The 13,754-nt window shown below is 50.4% G+C and carries 12 protein-coding genes and 17 tRNA genes; 4 read left to right on the forward strand and 25 right to left on the reverse strand.

Annotated features, from left to right (window positions below; genetic code table 11):
- Positions 1–327: 327 nt before the first annotated feature.
- On the forward strand, positions 328–786 hold the full coding sequence (locus PCH01S_RS23295; protein ID WP_042233634.1) for a hypothetical protein: 459 nt from the start codon (positions 328–330) through the stop codon (positions 784–786).
- Between the two features lie 49 nt (positions 787–835).
- On the opposite strand, the gene PCH01S_RS23300 is transcribed toward PCH01S_RS23295, so the two are convergent.
- From PCH01S_RS23300 to liaF, 3 genes are read right to left on the reverse strand one after another with little or no spacing between them, the layout of a single operon-like run.
- Entirely contained in the window at positions 836–1,471 is a 636-nt protein-coding gene (locus tag PCH01S_RS23300; protein WP_036739861.1) for a response regulator, read from the reverse strand.
- Between the two features lie 5 nt (positions 1,472–1,476).
- Positions 1,477–2,535: a sensor histidine kinase gene (locus PCH01S_RS23305; RefSeq protein ID WP_042233635.1), complete on the reverse strand. Its 1,059-nt coding sequence runs from the start codon at positions 2,533–2,535 to the stop codon at positions 1,477–1,479.
- A 41-nt stretch (positions 2,536–2,576) separates the two neighbouring features.
- Complete coding sequence (gene liaF, locus PCH01S_RS23310; protein ID WP_042233637.1) at positions 2,577–3,239, reverse strand: cell wall-active antibiotics response protein LiaF; 663 nt, start codon at positions 3,237–3,239, stop codon at positions 2,577–2,579.
- A 314-nt stretch (positions 3,240–3,553) separates the two neighbouring features.
- On the opposite strand from liaF, the gene PCH01S_RS23315 reads away from it, so the two are divergent.
- Together PCH01S_RS23315 and PCH01S_RS23320 are read left to right on the forward strand one after the other, a co-directional pair.
- A complete protein-coding gene (locus tag PCH01S_RS23315; protein ID WP_042233639.1) occupies positions 3,554–4,171 on the forward strand; it encodes a hypothetical protein in 618 nt (205 codons plus the stop codon).
- 131 nt (positions 4,172–4,302) lie between these two features.
- A complete protein-coding gene (locus tag PCH01S_RS23320; RefSeq protein ID WP_042233641.1) occupies positions 4,303–5,241 on the forward strand; it encodes a hypothetical protein in 939 nt (312 codons plus the stop codon).
- Between the two features lie 236 nt (positions 5,242–5,477).
- Here the strand turns inward: PCH01S_RS23320 and PCH01S_RS23325 are convergent, their stop codons facing one another.
- The 5 genes from PCH01S_RS23325 to PCH01S_RS23345 form a co-directional block, all read right to left on the reverse strand.
- The gene (locus PCH01S_RS23325) at positions 5,478–6,677 is read right to left on the reverse strand and encodes a GNAT family N-acetyltransferase (protein WP_042233643.1); all 1,200 of its coding nucleotides are present in this window, start codon (positions 6,675–6,677) and stop codon (positions 5,478–5,480) included.
- Positions 6,678–6,722: 45 nt separating this feature from the next.
- Positions 6,723–7,733 carry a GTP 3',8-cyclase MoaA gene (moaA, locus tag PCH01S_RS23330; RefSeq protein WP_042233645.1) on the reverse strand — a complete coding sequence of 337 codons (1,011 nt, stop codon included), beginning with the start codon at positions 7,731–7,733 and terminating at the stop codon, positions 6,723–6,725.
- On the reverse strand, positions 7,730–8,416 hold the full coding sequence (locus tag PCH01S_RS23335; RefSeq protein WP_042233647.1) for an MOSC domain-containing protein: 687 nt from the start codon (positions 8,414–8,416) through the stop codon (positions 7,730–7,732). Before PCH01S_RS23335 ends, moaA begins: the two co-directional genes overlap by 4 nt.
- Before the next feature lie 116 nt (positions 8,417–8,532).
- Positions 8,533–8,904, reverse strand: coding sequence for a hypothetical protein (locus PCH01S_RS23340; protein WP_016423567.1), 372 nt, complete (start codon positions 8,902–8,904; stop codon positions 8,533–8,535).
- Between the two features lie 303 nt (positions 8,905–9,207).
- Entirely contained in the window at positions 9,208–10,158 is a 951-nt protein-coding gene (locus PCH01S_RS23345) for a fumarylacetoacetate hydrolase family protein (protein WP_042233649.1), read from the reverse strand.
- Between the two features lie 1,072 nt (positions 10,159–11,230).
- Here PCH01S_RS23345 and PCH01S_RS23350 point away from each other — a divergent pair.
- On the forward strand, positions 11,231–12,016 hold the full coding sequence (locus PCH01S_RS23350) for an alpha/beta fold hydrolase (RefSeq protein WP_042233651.1): 786 nt from the start codon (positions 11,231–11,233) through the stop codon (positions 12,014–12,016).
- A gap of 144 nt (positions 12,017–12,160) precedes the next feature.
- On the opposite strand, the gene PCH01S_RS23355 is transcribed toward PCH01S_RS23350, so the two are convergent.
- The 17 genes from PCH01S_RS23355 to PCH01S_RS23435 form a co-directional block, all read right to left on the reverse strand.
- Positions 12,161–12,243, reverse strand: a tRNA-Leu gene (locus tag PCH01S_RS23355).
- Positions 12,244–12,248: 5 nt separating this feature from the next.
- Positions 12,249–12,325 (reverse strand) — tRNA-Arg (locus PCH01S_RS23360).
- 16 nt (positions 12,326–12,341) lie between these two features.
- Positions 12,342–12,430 (reverse strand) — tRNA-Leu (locus tag PCH01S_RS23365).
- A 9-nt stretch (positions 12,431–12,439) separates the two neighbouring features.
- Positions 12,440–12,513 (reverse strand) — tRNA-Cys (locus PCH01S_RS23370).
- Positions 12,514–12,522: 9 nt separating this feature from the next.
- Positions 12,523–12,597, reverse strand: a tRNA-Gly gene (locus tag PCH01S_RS23375).
- An 8-nt stretch (positions 12,598–12,605) separates the two neighbouring features.
- Positions 12,606–12,677 (reverse strand) — tRNA-Gln (locus PCH01S_RS23380).
- Between the two features lie 29 nt (positions 12,678–12,706).
- Positions 12,707–12,782, reverse strand: a tRNA-His gene (locus tag PCH01S_RS23385).
- Between the two features lie 22 nt (positions 12,783–12,804).
- Positions 12,805–12,878, reverse strand: a tRNA-Trp gene (locus PCH01S_RS23390).
- Between the two features lie 5 nt (positions 12,879–12,883).
- Positions 12,884–12,969, reverse strand: a tRNA-Tyr gene (locus tag PCH01S_RS23395).
- Positions 12,970–12,974: 5 nt separating this feature from the next.
- Positions 12,975–13,050, reverse strand: a tRNA-Thr gene (locus tag PCH01S_RS23400).
- A gap of 15 nt (positions 13,051–13,065) precedes the next feature.
- A tRNA-Phe gene (locus tag PCH01S_RS23405) sits at positions 13,066–13,141 on the reverse strand.
- Between the two features lie 41 nt (positions 13,142–13,182).
- A tRNA-Asp gene (locus PCH01S_RS23410) sits at positions 13,183–13,259 on the reverse strand.
- A gap of 5 nt (positions 13,260–13,264) precedes the next feature.
- A tRNA-Met gene (locus PCH01S_RS23415) sits at positions 13,265–13,338 on the reverse strand.
- A 17-nt stretch (positions 13,339–13,355) separates the two neighbouring features.
- A tRNA-Val gene (locus tag PCH01S_RS23420) sits at positions 13,356–13,431 on the reverse strand.
- Positions 13,432–13,484: 53 nt separating this feature from the next.
- Positions 13,485–13,559 (reverse strand) — tRNA-Glu (locus PCH01S_RS23425).
- A 9-nt stretch (positions 13,560–13,568) separates the two neighbouring features.
- A tRNA-Ser gene (locus PCH01S_RS23430) sits at positions 13,569–13,658 on the reverse strand.
- 3 nt (positions 13,659–13,661) lie between these two features.
- Positions 13,662–13,737: transfer RNA gene (locus PCH01S_RS23435), tRNA-Asn, on the reverse strand.
- Between the last annotated feature and the right edge of the window lie 17 nt (positions 13,738–13,754).

Here is a 13,754-nt window from a genome sequence, read left to right on the forward strand (position 1 = left end):
ACATAAAGACTACGCATAGGACAAAAAAGCCGATGATGACCAATATCGTTGACCCGTTCACTGTCAAATCCCCTTTATTTTTCCCTGTCTGATATGCCTTCATTGTAAGTCGGCGGAAGAGAAGCGTCAAACCGTCTTCCTGTCCTTACTCCTATTATCGGCGCTCACCGTCCGTAGTTCCGGCATTAAGCGATAAAAAAATTTTATAAACTTGTCTAACTTCATGCTTTCAAAACGTTAAAAACGTGGTAATATGATTGTAACTATATGGAAGTCGAAAAAAGAAGGAATTCTTAAAAGCACGTTCCTGAAAGGTGGCGGACGGTTATGTATATAGTTACACCCCAGTACGTGAATGAGACGTACCGCAGTCATTCCAACTTATTTCGGATTCAGGCCATCCGCCGTATGAACGGGCTGGGCCCTGTAAGCCCGCGCGGATCCTTTCCCGAGATGCTCTATACCCGGCAGGATCGGAGCGGCAAGGCAGGCCAGGCGGAGCAAGGCCAAACGAGCGGGTTCCTTGCTGAGCAGCGGGACGCCGCTTCTGGCAAAGAAGCCCGGCAGCAATCCGGTATGCCCGCAATGCTTCGCAGATTGGGAGAAACGAACGAGTGGAAACGGCCCCAAGATGATGACCGTCCCGGTCCGGCGGAGCAATCTGAGGAAGCGGAAGAATCGCTTGTTCAGGCGAACGCAGCTATGCAGCAGATGAAGCTTAATAAAGCTCTGCAAGCCTACCGTCCGTTCATCCGGAAGCAGTTTGCCCTCGAATCCGCTGTATAAAGGTAAGCCCGTACCGCCATTCCGCGGTACGGGCTTTTTAGTTTGCGCTCTATTCTGCCAGACCATGCTTAAACGCATAAATGGCCGCTTGGGTGCGGTCTTCCACGCCCAGCTTGGCCAAGACATTCGTTACATGGAATTTAACGGTTTTAATTCCGATGAACAGATCATCGGCCACTTCCTGGTTCGATTTACCCGCAGCAATGAGCCGGAGCACTTCCATTTCGCGCTCGGTCAAATCTTCATGAGGAGCAGCGGCAGGCTTCGGCTGCCGGAACCGGTTCATGAGCTTCGACGCTACCTGCGACTCCAGAATGGATTGCCCTTTCGCAGCCGCGCGGATAGCCTGGGCGATTTCCGTGGCGCGGGAAGTTTTGAGCAGATAGCTGAACGCTCCCGCTTCCAGAACCGGATACATCTTCTCGTCATCGAGAAAGCTCGTTAACACGATAACTTTGCAGTCCGGGTAAAGCTGGAGCAGCTTGCGCGTCGTTTCTATCCCGTCCATGCCCTCCATGACCAGATCCATCAGCACGACGTCCGGTTTGTATTCCTGTGCCAGGCGAATCCCGTCTTCCCCATTGCTGGCTTCGCCGACCACCTCGATTCCCTCTTCCGTACCAAGAACGGCCGCCAGCCCGATTCGGACCATCTCGTGGTCGTCCACCAGCAGCACTTTAACCATGTCCACTACGCTTCCTCTCCTTCCGTCATTATCGGTACCCGGATTTCGATACGGGTTCCGCTTCCCGGAGCCGTAACCAGTTGAAGAGATCCTCCGATCTCGTTCACCCGTTCCCGCATCGTGGATAAACCATAAGATGTCTGTTTTTCCTCATCCAGATCGAAACCTACCCCGTTATCGCGGATAAGCAGGCGGACCCAGCCGGATTTTTGCTGCATCCGCAGCTCCAGCCTGGTCGCTTTCGAATGCCGCAGAGCATTCGACATGGCTTCCTGGACAATCCGGAACAGATGGTCTTCGATTCCTTTGGACAGGGCGATTTCATCGTCCACTTCCCATATAATGTCCATGGGAACTTTCGCTTTCAATTCCTGCAGCAGCCGGATCAGCCCTTCGGAAAGCTGTTTGCCTTCCAGGTGAACCGGGCGCAGGTGAAGCAGCAGAGCCCTCATCTCGGATTGGGCCACGGAGGACATTTCCTCAATGAGGTGAATCTGCCGCTGGGCTTTCTCGAAGTCCTTGTCCAGCGTGCGGAGCGCCGCCGTAGCCGTCATCGAGATCGCGAACAACTGCTGGCTGACCGCATCATGCAGTTCCCTTGCCAAACGCTGCCGCTCCTCAATGATGGCGGAAACCCGTGCCTTCTCCGCAAGCTGGGCGTTGTTGTTCGACAAACGCTGGAGAGAAGCGACCTGCTCCTCCCACTTTTTCAGGATGCGGCCAAGCTGTTCGCCCAAACGTCCGATCTCATCCTCGCCCAGCGGAGGCAGGGTCGAGCGGGAAATGCTGCCGATCTCCAGCATTTGCATCGTTTCCATCAGCAGCTCCAGCCGGCGCGTCGTCCGATTGCTGCTCCAATACCCGTAAGCCGAGCCCAGAATGATCGAGCCGCCGACGAGCATGGCACCGATTTTGATCCCTTGGGTCCACGGCACGGGCGGCGTTAAAAATTTAGCGGTATAAAGCACATAGACGATAAAAGTAAGCACCGCCAGACAAAGAACAATGGATTCCGCCATGCTTCGCCAGATCATATTCGTCAGTCTTTTTTTGTAGCTGTCCACGGCACCATTCTCCTCTCTTGTCAGTAGACGGATGGGTTGTTCTAAAGCATGCGAACGTCTATATCCCCTACGATATAAGAGACGATTAGTTTCACCTGATGTTCTCTCGTCTCGTAATTAGGAGATATCCAATTAAGCTTGTTGATAATTCCAGATTCTTTTTCCAGAGGCGAACTGATCTGTCCGACCGTAACCGAAGCTTCGATAGATACGCCTATTTCTTCGGGCACAATCAGCCGCACATCTCCGATAATCCCCTGCAGAACGAGCGTCGTTTCTTTTTTCTCCAGAATCGCGTAAGACAGGTCCAAGTGAGCTTCTCCGATAATGAACCAGATGCTGCTGTCTTTAAGCACCCAGGGCTCTTTGCCGGGACGGATGCTGTCGATTAGGGTCTGCTTCTGGATAAAATCGTCTCCGGGCTGTACCTTCTTGGACTTAATATAGAAAATCCCGAGCGAGATCAGGATAACCGCCAGCACCAGCGAGAAATTGTTGCCCAGCAGAATGACGGCTCCGACGCCCATGTAGGCAACGCCTTTCTTCTCATTCTCATACCGGACTTTATAAAAGCCGAAAAACATCAGCAGCAGGGCAATCACCACAAATATACCGACCCACCGTTCCAGAATGAGGAAAACCCCCAGTGCGATCAACAGCATAGCCGTGTTCCGGTGGCGGTTATTTTTCATTTGTTGTTCCATGGGGCACCTCCTTTGCGGGCTGCAGTCTGCCTGTAATCTTTTCCGTCCGTCGTATCGCCTGACTCTTGCCGCTGCGTACCGTCATTTAGAGCCGCGAATCCTTACATAGCATATCACAATCGCCTATCCTCTCCAAGATAAGAAATGATGCTTTTATTGTAGCGAATCCGCCGCGCATCCGACACCGCCTATTGGCGGTCAAATCCCCTGGACCAAGGTCGGGGAATGCGTTTTCCCGCTTCCGACAAGGAATAATTCACGGGCCTTTATAAGAAAATAAGTCCAACCAAACAACGGCACAAGGAGATACTTCCATGACTAAATTAAACTTTAGAGCGCGTACCGCTCTGATCGCTCTATTATGCACGGCCGCAGCCGGTTTCGTTCCCGCATCGGCCGTTTCCGCACAAGCCGCCGGAACCGGCTTGTCCTCTTTCGACACGTCCGGTGCCGGATCATCCGGCATCATCCTTCCCGGCGGCCCGTGGACAGCCAGGCTTCAGGCCACGCCGTCGCATGCCGTTCCCCCATCTTCCGGAGCCTTTTCCCGGGAAATTCGCGCACAGCTGTACGATGTAGACAAACAAAAGGTAGTTGAAACTCTTATCGTCACGGACGAGATCCGTACCGAAGCTTCCCGCTGGCTGGCAAGCATTAAAGACATTGCCGTTCAGACGAAAATCGACAATGTGCAGGGTGTCGTCCTGAAACTTCCGCTGGATCCTCCCCTCGCCATAAATAACCGCTGGATGCAGGGCAGCTCCAATGAACTGTTCCTGTTTCTCGATCCGTCGCGGTTAAACGAGCCTTTGCTCCTCGTCTTCTCTACGACGGGAAAACCGTTTCTGTTTAAAACCTCCGTCCAGGTCAAACCCTTCCTTGAAAAAGAACGTCTGCTCCGTTATTTGAAGCCCGTTCCCGCCTCCGGGTAAACAGAAAACGCCGTACTTTCGGTTAAGATTCATCATCCCGAACCGTTAAACACGTCAAAACGCAACCCTATTTTCTGCCAAACGTATGGAAGGGAAAGAAGCAAAACCGGTTGAGGAAGGCGGGATAACGAATGCGGGAAGACTGGAAATACCGGTACGACGAGGTGTTGAAAAAAGAAAGTCTGCTGCAAACGGTAAATAAGCAGTTGGAAAAAGCTCAGGTCAGGCTGAAACAAGCCGGCGAGCAGCGAACGGCAGCCGAGAAGGCTCTAAAGAGTGAAACGCGGGATGTCGAGCGTTTGGAGAAGGCGTCCCTTACCAATTTGTTTTATACCGTACTTGGAAGAAAAATCGAAAAACTGGAAAAAGAAGAAGCCGAAGCAATTCAAGCCCGCATCCGTGCGGAGGAAACAAGACTGGCGGAAGAAGAGTTAGCCCGGATGACAGCGGAACTTGAACAGCGCCGGTCCTCTTTGCTCGGCTGGGAGGAAGAAGCCGCATCTCTGCTTCAGGAAAAAGAAGAATGGCTGCGCGGCCGTAGCGAAGATTTCCGCCGGCAGTTGAATCGGCTCTACGAAGCCAAAAGACAGGCTCTCTCCGAGATCAAAGAGCTGGATGAAGCGCTTCGAGCGGGGTATGAGCTCGTCGAATCTCTCGAAGAAGCTGAAAACCTGCTGAGATCGGCCAAAAGTTGGGGAACTTACGATATGTTCGGCGGAGGCGTGATCGCCACCCATATCAAACGCAGCAAAGCGAATGAAGCGATGGAACAGATCGAGTACGCTCAAGGTCTGATGAGCCGCTTCAAGCGCGAGCTGGAGGACGTCGGGGGCACTGCCGAAATGAACCTGGATTATAACGGTTTTCTAGGGTTTGCCGATTATTTTATGGACGGTTTTATTTTCGACTGGATTGTCCAGGGCCGTATCTCCGATCTCAAAGATGCGGTGTCCGAAAATATCGGCCGGCTCCGGCAGCTGCTGCATGCGCTCCGGCAAAAGTATGAAGCCCGCTTAACGGACGAAGCCGGATTGACCCGGGACATTCATCTGCTTATTGAGCGTTCTTAAGCTAACCGCCGCCCCTTTCCGCCCGCGCCACCTTGCGGATGTCAAATGGCTCTTCTCTTGCCGGGCGAGCGCGAACCGGATCTCCTCATTGATTGAGCGCTCATATGCCCTCTCTTCGACAATCCCCGCCAACCGGCGGTTTGTCGAACGGCCCTCGCGGGGCGAACGGTTCGCCCCGCGCCAAAAAGCCGCACAGCCCCGAAAAATCCGGGCTGTACGGCTTTTCTTCTGCCGGACTAGAAAAAGTCCGGCAGGTAGCATGTGCGGCGGGGCAGCACCACCGCAAGCAGCTCTACCGATCGTTCGTCGCCTTGCAGACGACCGATCCGGTGCAGCTCGCCGGCGCTCTTGGCGCCGAGCAGCAGGACGGACAGCGTGCGGATATCGCACGCTAATCCGTCCTCTGCGGCTCCGCTGCCGCCGGCAGGTTCATCCGCGGTCTTCACGACGACCGCGGAGCCTTCCGGCGCGTTCAGCCTAAGCTCGAACGTGCCGTGGTTCCACGGCGCCTGCCCGTCCGTTACGTGCAGGCGGAGAGACGCCTCCTGCGGCAGCCCCGTATGCCGCAGCTGAAGTTGGCCTAAGAGTCCCTCCACATCGACAATCCGGGCCGAGAAAAACGAAACCAACTCCTGTTTAATCCGCGGGTCATCCATCTCAAAGGCCAAATCCTCGTCTGGAGGAGCCTGCATGATCAGCTTGTCGAACATGGAATCGTGATCGCCGATAAACTTCCACAACCCCCGCTTCGCATCCTGATCGAGATAAACCAGTTGATGAATCTTGCACTCCTGATTTTCGATCCAATAATGCACATATCCTTTGGGCTCCCCGGCCGCATTCAGATACACCGCCATGTGCCCTTTCTTTTTAAGGAGACGGGTTTCCCACCATTCCTCGGAACGCGTAATCGGTCCGTTGAACCTCGCCGCGTACGCATCATAGATCGGATTGAGCGCGGCCGCACTGGGAGCCGTCCGTATGATCCGCCCTTCAGCAGCGCCTAGCTTGGGAAGCTGCGAGGTTTGAATTTCGATTTTTTTGAAAGTCATAGCCAGCTCCCAGCCGTACTTCCGGTAAAACGCGAATGAAAACGGATGAAGATACGACAAGGTCTGTCCGTTCTCTTTCATCACTTCCAGCGCTTTCGACAGCAGTTGTCCCACCATTCCCTGCCTGCGATATTCCGGCCAGCTTGCAACGCCGGCGATCCCGCCCATTTTCAGCTTTTTCCCGTTTACCCAAGTTGTTAAATCCAGGATGGTTAATTTCGACGCCATCTTCCCGTCTATAAAATATCCCCAGGTTTCCTCGGGATTCATGGTTGCGAGTCTTTCGACAAGCTCTTCCTCCGGCAGCTCGTATTGAAAAGCATACATCGACAAATCCAAGCTGTCCCGGAGTTCTTCCCGGCGCAGTCTTCTGATTTCACTCATAGATTGACCTCCTTCTAAAAAAGATAACGCGGCGCGTCTCCGGCTCTATCCCCCGATTTGAGACATACGTCTCACGGTCGGCAGATGGGACGGTTCGTCCCCCTGGAGCGCTTTCGCCATTTCATGGCTTTCAGGCTTTACATCCAATGCTTGATAAAATAACTCCCTGATCGCCCGGTCATCCCCGATCAGCGGCCTCACGTTAAACTCGTGTGACCAGTACAAGCACGGCTTGATGTTACCGTCCGCCGTCAGCCGAAGCCGGTTGCAGGAAGCGCAGAAATGGTCGCTCACCGGATGTATGAGACCGAATGATCCTCTGCCTCCCGCGATCCGGTAATTTTGAGAAGGACCGTTCCCTTTTACGGATTGTACCTCTTCCACTTTCCACCCGCGTTCGGAACACCTGTCCAATACGGACGAAAGGGGAACATACCGGAGTTTCCATGTATCATCCTGATGACCTATCGGCATATATTCGATAAAACGCACCTGTATGTCCTTATCGACCGTCATTTGCAGGAAATCGTCGATTTCGTCGTCGTTCAATCCCTGCATAAGCACGACATTCAGCTTTACGGGATACAGCCCGACCCGCTGGGCCGCCTCTATTCCCGCCATCACACGGGCAACGTCTCCGCCTCTTGTAATCAGCTTAAAACGGTCCGGACGAAGAGAATCGAGACTGATATTAATCCGCGTCAGTCCGGCTTCTCTTAACCGCTCGGCCTGCTGAGCGAAAAAAACGGCATTCGTCGTTAAAGCAATATCTTCGATACCCGGGACAGCCGCCAATTGCCGGATCAGCACATACAAATCTCTGCGGACAAGCGGCTCGCCGCCCGTAATCCTCAGTTTGCGCACTCCCATCTCCGCCAACACCCGGACAACTTCCGTAATCTCATCATAATTCAGCAGACGCTCATCCGGTTCGAAGGTCATCCCTTCCTCCGGCATGCAGTAGACACAGCGCAAATTGCAGCGGTCGGTAACCGAGATGCGCAAGTAATCATGAATGCGGTTAAATTTATCTTTTAGCAAACCGATAGATGTCATTCCTTCACCCCGCCGCTTTGCGCAGGATCCGACAAATCCACTGCTTCAGCAAGCTTTTTCTCAAAAGATCCTCTCCAGCTTTCCGCGAGCGCTTCGTTCGCCAAAATTATCCGGATGCCGGGAATATTGTTCTTGTCATGATATTTGCATGTATTTACAAACTCAACGGTTAAACCCTGAGCATGTTTCGTCACCAGTCTAAAGACAGGGTTCTCGGGGATAATTCCTTCTTTCAGGACACGGAAGTAGAAGCCGGTATAACCCGTATCCTGCAGCTTTACGGGGAGTTTTACATCCGAATAACGGATACTTAGCTTAAAACAAGGACGTCTCGGCTGTGAAACCTGAACCAGGGCTTCCCCCAGCTCATAAATATCCCCGATACATACCTCTTCTTCTTCAAGACCGCTTATCGTGATGTTTTCTCCGAATGCTCCGAAAGAAAGAGGCTGCCCCAGTTCCTTTTCCCAGTAATCATAATGGTTCGCACTGTATACGCAAAGCGCTTTGTCGGGGCCTCCGTGGACTTCCAGATCCGCTTGGCCGTCTCCCTCAAGCTGTGTTTTCGACAAAAACAAGGGCCGATGAACCGGCTCTTTGTAAATACCTGTTTCCACTTCTTTTCCCTGATACACGATTTTTTTCGGTTTTCCTACGTTTATGGAAACGATCTGAGGCGTCACGGGAACACTCCTCTCCCCTCTTTTTTATCCACTATACCAAAAAATAGCGGAGGAAGCCTCCTGCCTATAAAAAAATCTCCCGCAAAACCTCAAAAGGTTCCGCAAGAGATGCTTATTCAACCGCCTAGCTTAATTTTACGGTACGTATCTATAAAGGACAAAACGTCCACTCTTTTTCCTTTTTTCTTGGCCACGCTGGCCATCGACAACAGCGTTGTCCAAAATTCATTCAAGACTTGTGCTTCCTCGGTCAATTCTTGCTTGTTTCTGCGTGGAAGTTCTCCGCGTGCTTCGTCAGAGATCAGCATTTGAACCTGTTTCCGCTTCCACTCGTCTCCCTTTACATACGTGACGCCGATCTCACGCAGCTTCTTCCGTACGGAGGTAACCGGGCGGGCAAGTTCCTTGGCAATTACCGATGGAGGGCATTCTTTGGAAAGCATGCAGAGTCTTTCCATCTCCTGTGTCGACCAAGATTTTTTCGCCATACACATCATCCCCGTTCATTTGTCGTATTCGTTGTGACCAACGTTCCGGTAACTAAAGGATAGCAACAAATTGTTAAAGAAGTTTTAGGAAAATGTAATACTGCCCCCTAAAAAGGAAAAAGACATCCGAAGTAAGTAAAAATGTGGCATAAATCTTTATTTTATAAGCTTTTTTTCGTTATAAAAAAAGGAGCTTTTCAAATAAATGAAAAGCTCCTTTTACAACTTTAAACGATTTGCCTGATTGCACCGTTTAATTTCATTAATTATCTTAACAATTTCTCCACAATGAATGACCAGTGTTTAGACACCCAGCGTACGCCCCACCGGTTTGCCTTCTTCGACTTTAGTTTCCGCGACTATTTTATTAGACAAGGTGCCGATCTTTTCGATTTCGACACTCAGTTGATCCCCGTCCTTCAAATAGACACGCTGTTCCCGCGGGTAACCTATTGTCACTCCTTCTGGCGTACCGGTTAAAATAATATCGCCAGGCAGAAGCGTCATATGCCGGGAAATGTAGCTGACTAATTCCTCCACCTTGAAAATCATATCCGCTGTCGTCGAGTTTTGACGCTGCTCTCCATTGACGAGAGAGCGGATCTTTAGCTCGTTCGGGTTCCCGATCTCATCTCCCGTGACGATATACGGTCCTAACGGAAGAAAGCCATCACAAGATTTTCCCAGAAGCCACTGATTAGTTCTTCTCTGCAAATCTCTCGCAGACAGATCGTTTCCGCATGTATACCCGAAGATATATTGCGCTGCCTCTTCCTTCGACACATCTTTCGCTTTTTGACCGATGACGATCACCAGCTCAGCTTCGTAATCCAGCTCGGAAGTTACATTAGGCAGGGAAACATCGCATCTATGCCCGGTTAGAGCATTATTGAATTTATTAAACAGCACGGGGTGCTCCGGGATCGGAGATTTTGTCTCTTCCGCATGCTTTTGATAGTTCAAACCGACACAAATGATTTTACCAGGCTCCGTTACGCAGGGCGCGAACACTAAGGAAGACTCCTCTAACAGATAAGGCTCATTCTCGGAAGTGTCCGGAAGATCATCGATAACCTTTTGCAGAGACTGAATCGCCTCCGGCCCCCCCTTAATAACTTGATCCATATCGGTAGGAACACTGCCTTCCTCGTAACCCTTCATATTTTTTAACGCTTCGGCAACGTCCAGAACACCTTGTTCCAGCCTGATACCTAGCCTCGGTCCTTGTTCGCCTAGAAACGTAAGCAATTTCATGGATAATCCTCCTCCTATAAGCACACTTGTTCATAATCGAATCTGTATTAAACATTATTCGCTATCTTCTTTATTACCCCTCCCCAAATATCCACAAACATTGCCGAAGCCTGTAAACAAGCCGGCCCCATCTTATACATGGCTCGTTATCCACAACCCCTGCCTCTATCACCAGTCCACAACCGCTCCTGCTTAATAGTATATGGGGTTTTAAGTGTCTGACCGAGTCTCTCTGTTACCTATACGTGTGTTCGTCCGTCTAAAAGCAATGAAAAAGATTCGTTTTAAAATATCTTGTCGAGGAGTTTCATGCATTCGTTAAACGGGTAATGTTTTGAATCGGGCTTTTTGCATGATTCGCGTGATTTTCTTAAATTATTCGGTAATATGCCAAAAATTTCCGGGGAAATAATTTAGGGATATGACAATGTCATCTAGGGGGGAGATCCTTTTAATCTCCTGCCTTCCATACTACGTTCTAAGCGGATTAAAAGAATAATATACAACCTATCCGATTATAAGACTCTTTAGAGTCTTTTTTTAAAACACCAAAACCGAACCATTTTCTCTCTTTGATATGCTCTCCTGCCCGAAAACATTAAATGCACAAGAAATTTCGAGCTTTCCAAGACTCTCTGCGCACTTAAAATTTAGTTACCGGACCCTCCAGGCATTTGTGCATGTGCGTGACCACCGTCTGTGACGCCGAGCACCGCACGCTGAGTCATCCTCAAGGATGACTAAAGAGGGAATTAAAGAGCAAACTAACAATAAGATATTCTTTATCTTAGGAATCATTTATCCGGCCAGCAATTCTAAACGCCTGTCATACAAACAGCTGCTTATTCCTTTCAATTAGTCCTCACCTTTTGTTAGGAAGCTGTTTGCATGTGTTGGCCGTTCTGAAGTCAAGTCTATACCGCCTGCTGAATGATATTTCTATTTTAAAACAAACTTTTTTGTAGTTAAGGAGTATTAACACTTAGAACAGTTGCTTAACTCTTCCGGCTTGCGTGCATCAGCATTTTTGTCATACATATAAAGAATTCAACTAAATAAGGAGAGATACGTTATGTTTACAACTATCCATGGCTTGAAAACTTTTTATGAAGAACGGGGAAGCGGTCCGGCCGTACTACTTCTTCATGGCTTCCCTCTGGACCACCGGATGTGGCAGGAACAGATTTCGGCGTTAGAATCGAACTACAGAGTCATTGCTCCCGACCTTAGAGGCTTTGGCCAATCAGAGCCTCACAAGGATCTAATTACGCTGGAGCATATGGCGGATGAACTTCTGCTGCTTTTAGATCAACTTCAAGTGGAAAAAGCGGTGCTTGCCGGTTTTTCCATGGGCGGGTATGTAGCGTTTAGTCTCCTTCGAAAAGCACCGAATCGTTTCAATGGACTTATACTCGCGAATACACGCCCGGATGCCGATCCTCTGGAAGGACAAATCAACCGGATGAAAATGGCGGCTTCCCTCCTGGAACAGGGTCCCCAAGCAGCATCAAAAGCCATGATCCCTAAACTTCTATCCGAAGGAGAAGGCTCCGGACTAGCCAGCGAAATACAAGATCAGATTAACGGAATGAGTCCATTGGGACTTGTCCACGCATCTTTAGCTATGGCTTTCAGGAAAGACTCTACGGAGCCTTTGTCTACCATACAAGCCCCTACCCTTGTCATCGGTGGTGAGAAGGATTCGATCACACCCCCGTCGATCATGAAAAAAATGGCCGATTCTATTCCGAATGCAACCTATTCCGAAATTAAAGATTCTGCTCATCTTACCGTTCGGGAGCATCCGGATCAAGTAAACAAAGCAATTACGGATTTCTTAAGCCATCTTCATTCTTAACAACAAAGAAAGACAGGGAGCCTACTGTACATGACTGTACAAAAGCCCTCTGTCTTTTCTTTTTGTATTTAACACTCTACATAAATTCTAGATATAAAAAGGGAAAAAGCCCGGCTCCAGTAAACTGGAACCAGGCTTTTATGATGCCGGTGAAGGGACTTGAACCCCCACTCCCTTGCGAGAAACGGATTTTGAGTCCGTCGCGTCTGCCATTCCGCCACACCGGCTTGTATGGCGTGCCCTAAGAGATTCGAACTCCTGACCTTTTGATTCGTAGTCAAACGCTCTATCCAGCTGAGCTAAGGGCACAGATTTTTAGCACTTATGGTGCCGAAGACCAGACTTGAACTGGTACGGTAGTCACCTACCGCAGGATTTTAAGTCCTGTGCGTCTGCCGATTCCGCCACTCCGGCAAAGAATGGTGGAGGCGCCACCCAGACTCGAACTGGGGGTAAAGCTTTTGCAGAGCTCTGCCTTACCACTTGGCTATGGCGCCTTATTATAATGGAGCGGAAGACGGGAATCGAACCCGCGACCCTCGCCTTGGCAAGGCGATGCTCTACCGCTGAGCCACTTCCGCATATCAAACTGGGGGTATAGGATTTGAACCTATGCATGACGGAGTCAAAGTCCGTTGCCTTACCGCTTGGCTAACCCCCAACATCTTGCAATTGTCAGTGAGTATTAAGTGGGGCGGACGAGGGGAATTGAACCCCCGAATGTCGGATCCACAAACCGATGCGTTAACCACTTCGCCACGACCGCCATATAAGGTTTTGAAGTTAATTGGCAGGGGCAGCAGGAATTGAACCCACACTAACGGTTTTGGAGACCGCTGTTCTACCTTTAAACTATGCCCCTAAAACTGGTGGAGGCTGATGGATTCGAACCACCGAACTCGTCAGAGAACAGATTTACAGTCTGCTGCGTTTGGCCACTTCGCTAAGCCTCCAGGAATGGTGCCGTCGAGAGGACTTGAACCCCCAACCTACTGATTACAAGTCAGTTGCTCTACCAATTGAGCTACAACGGCGTATGTAATTATCAATGGTGGCTCGGGACGGAATCGAACCGCCGACACGAGGATTTTCAGTCCTCTGCTCTACCGACTGAGCTACCGAGCCTTATTATGTTCTTAAAATCCATTTGTATGCTGAGATAAAAATGGCGGAGCTGACGGGATTCGAACCCGCGGTCTCCTGCGTGACAGGCAGGCATGTTAGGCCTCTACACCACAGCTCCAAGTATTGCGGGGGCAGGATTTGAACCTGCGGCCTTCGGGTTATGAGCCCGACGAGCTACCGGGCTGCTCCACCCCGCGTCAGCAAAAACTTGTTATGGTGGACGCTGACGGGATCGAACCGCCGACCCTCTGCTTGTAAGGCAGATGCTCTCCCAGCTGAGCTAAGCGTCCATAGATTTACATTATAATCATAATCTTTAATCTTGTCAAAGGTAAAATTATGATGGTGACCCGTAGGGGATTCGAACCCCTGTTACCTCCGTGAAAGGGAGGTGTCTTAACCCCTTGACCAACGGGCCATATATAGATGGCGGAGAGAGAGGGATTCGAACCCTCGAGACGATTTCTCGCCTACACGATTTCCAATCGTGCTCCTTCGACCACTCGGACACCTCTCCATATGGCTCCCCGAACAGGACTCGAACCTGTGACAACTCGATTAACAGTCGAGTGCTCTACCAACTGAGCTATCAGGGAATAAACTTTCAGGGTTG

Source organism: Paenibacillus chitinolyticus NBRC 15660 (assembly GCF_000739915.1).
Lineage (GTDB): Bacteria > Bacillota > Bacilli > Paenibacillales > NBRC-103111 > Paenibacillus_F > Paenibacillus_F chitinolyticus.

What these genes read in the sequence shown, in the direction of transcription:
- liaF (WP_042233637.1), bottom strand. Translation starts at nt 3,239, where the DNA reads ATGGAACAACAAATGAAAAATAACCGCCACCGGAACACGGCTATGCTG.
- PCH01S_RS23350 (WP_042233651.1), top strand. Translation starts at nt 11,231, where the DNA reads ATGTTTACAACTATCCATGGCTTGAAAACTTTTTATGAAGAACGGGGA.
- moaA (WP_042233645.1), bottom strand. Translation starts at nt 7,733, where the DNA reads ATGACATCTATCGGTTTGCTAAAAGATAAATTTAACCGCATTCATGAT.
- PCH01S_RS23320 (WP_042233641.1), top strand. Translation starts at nt 4,303, where the DNA reads ATGCGGGAAGACTGGAAATACCGGTACGACGAGGTGTTGAAAAAAGAA.
- PCH01S_RS23345 (WP_042233649.1), bottom strand. Translation starts at nt 10,158, where the DNA reads ATGAAATTGCTTACGTTTCTAGGCGAACAAGGACCGAGGCTAGGTATC.
- PCH01S_RS23315 (WP_042233639.1), top strand. Translation starts at nt 3,554, where the DNA reads ATGACTAAATTAAACTTTAGAGCGCGTACCGCTCTGATCGCTCTATTA.
- PCH01S_RS23325 (WP_042233643.1), bottom strand. Translation starts at nt 6,677, where the DNA reads ATGAGTGAAATCAGAAGACTGCGCCGGGAAGAACTCCGGGACAGCTTG.
- PCH01S_RS23300 (WP_036739861.1), bottom strand. Translation starts at nt 1,471, where the DNA reads ATGGTTAAAGTGCTGCTGGTGGACGACCACGAGATGGTCCGAATCGGG.
- PCH01S_RS23295 (WP_042233634.1), top strand. Translation starts at nt 328, where the DNA reads ATGTATATAGTTACACCCCAGTACGTGAATGAGACGTACCGCAGTCAT.
- PCH01S_RS23340 (WP_016423567.1), bottom strand. Translation starts at nt 8,904, where the DNA reads ATGGCGAAAAAATCTTGGTCGACACAGGAGATGGAAAGACTCTGCATG.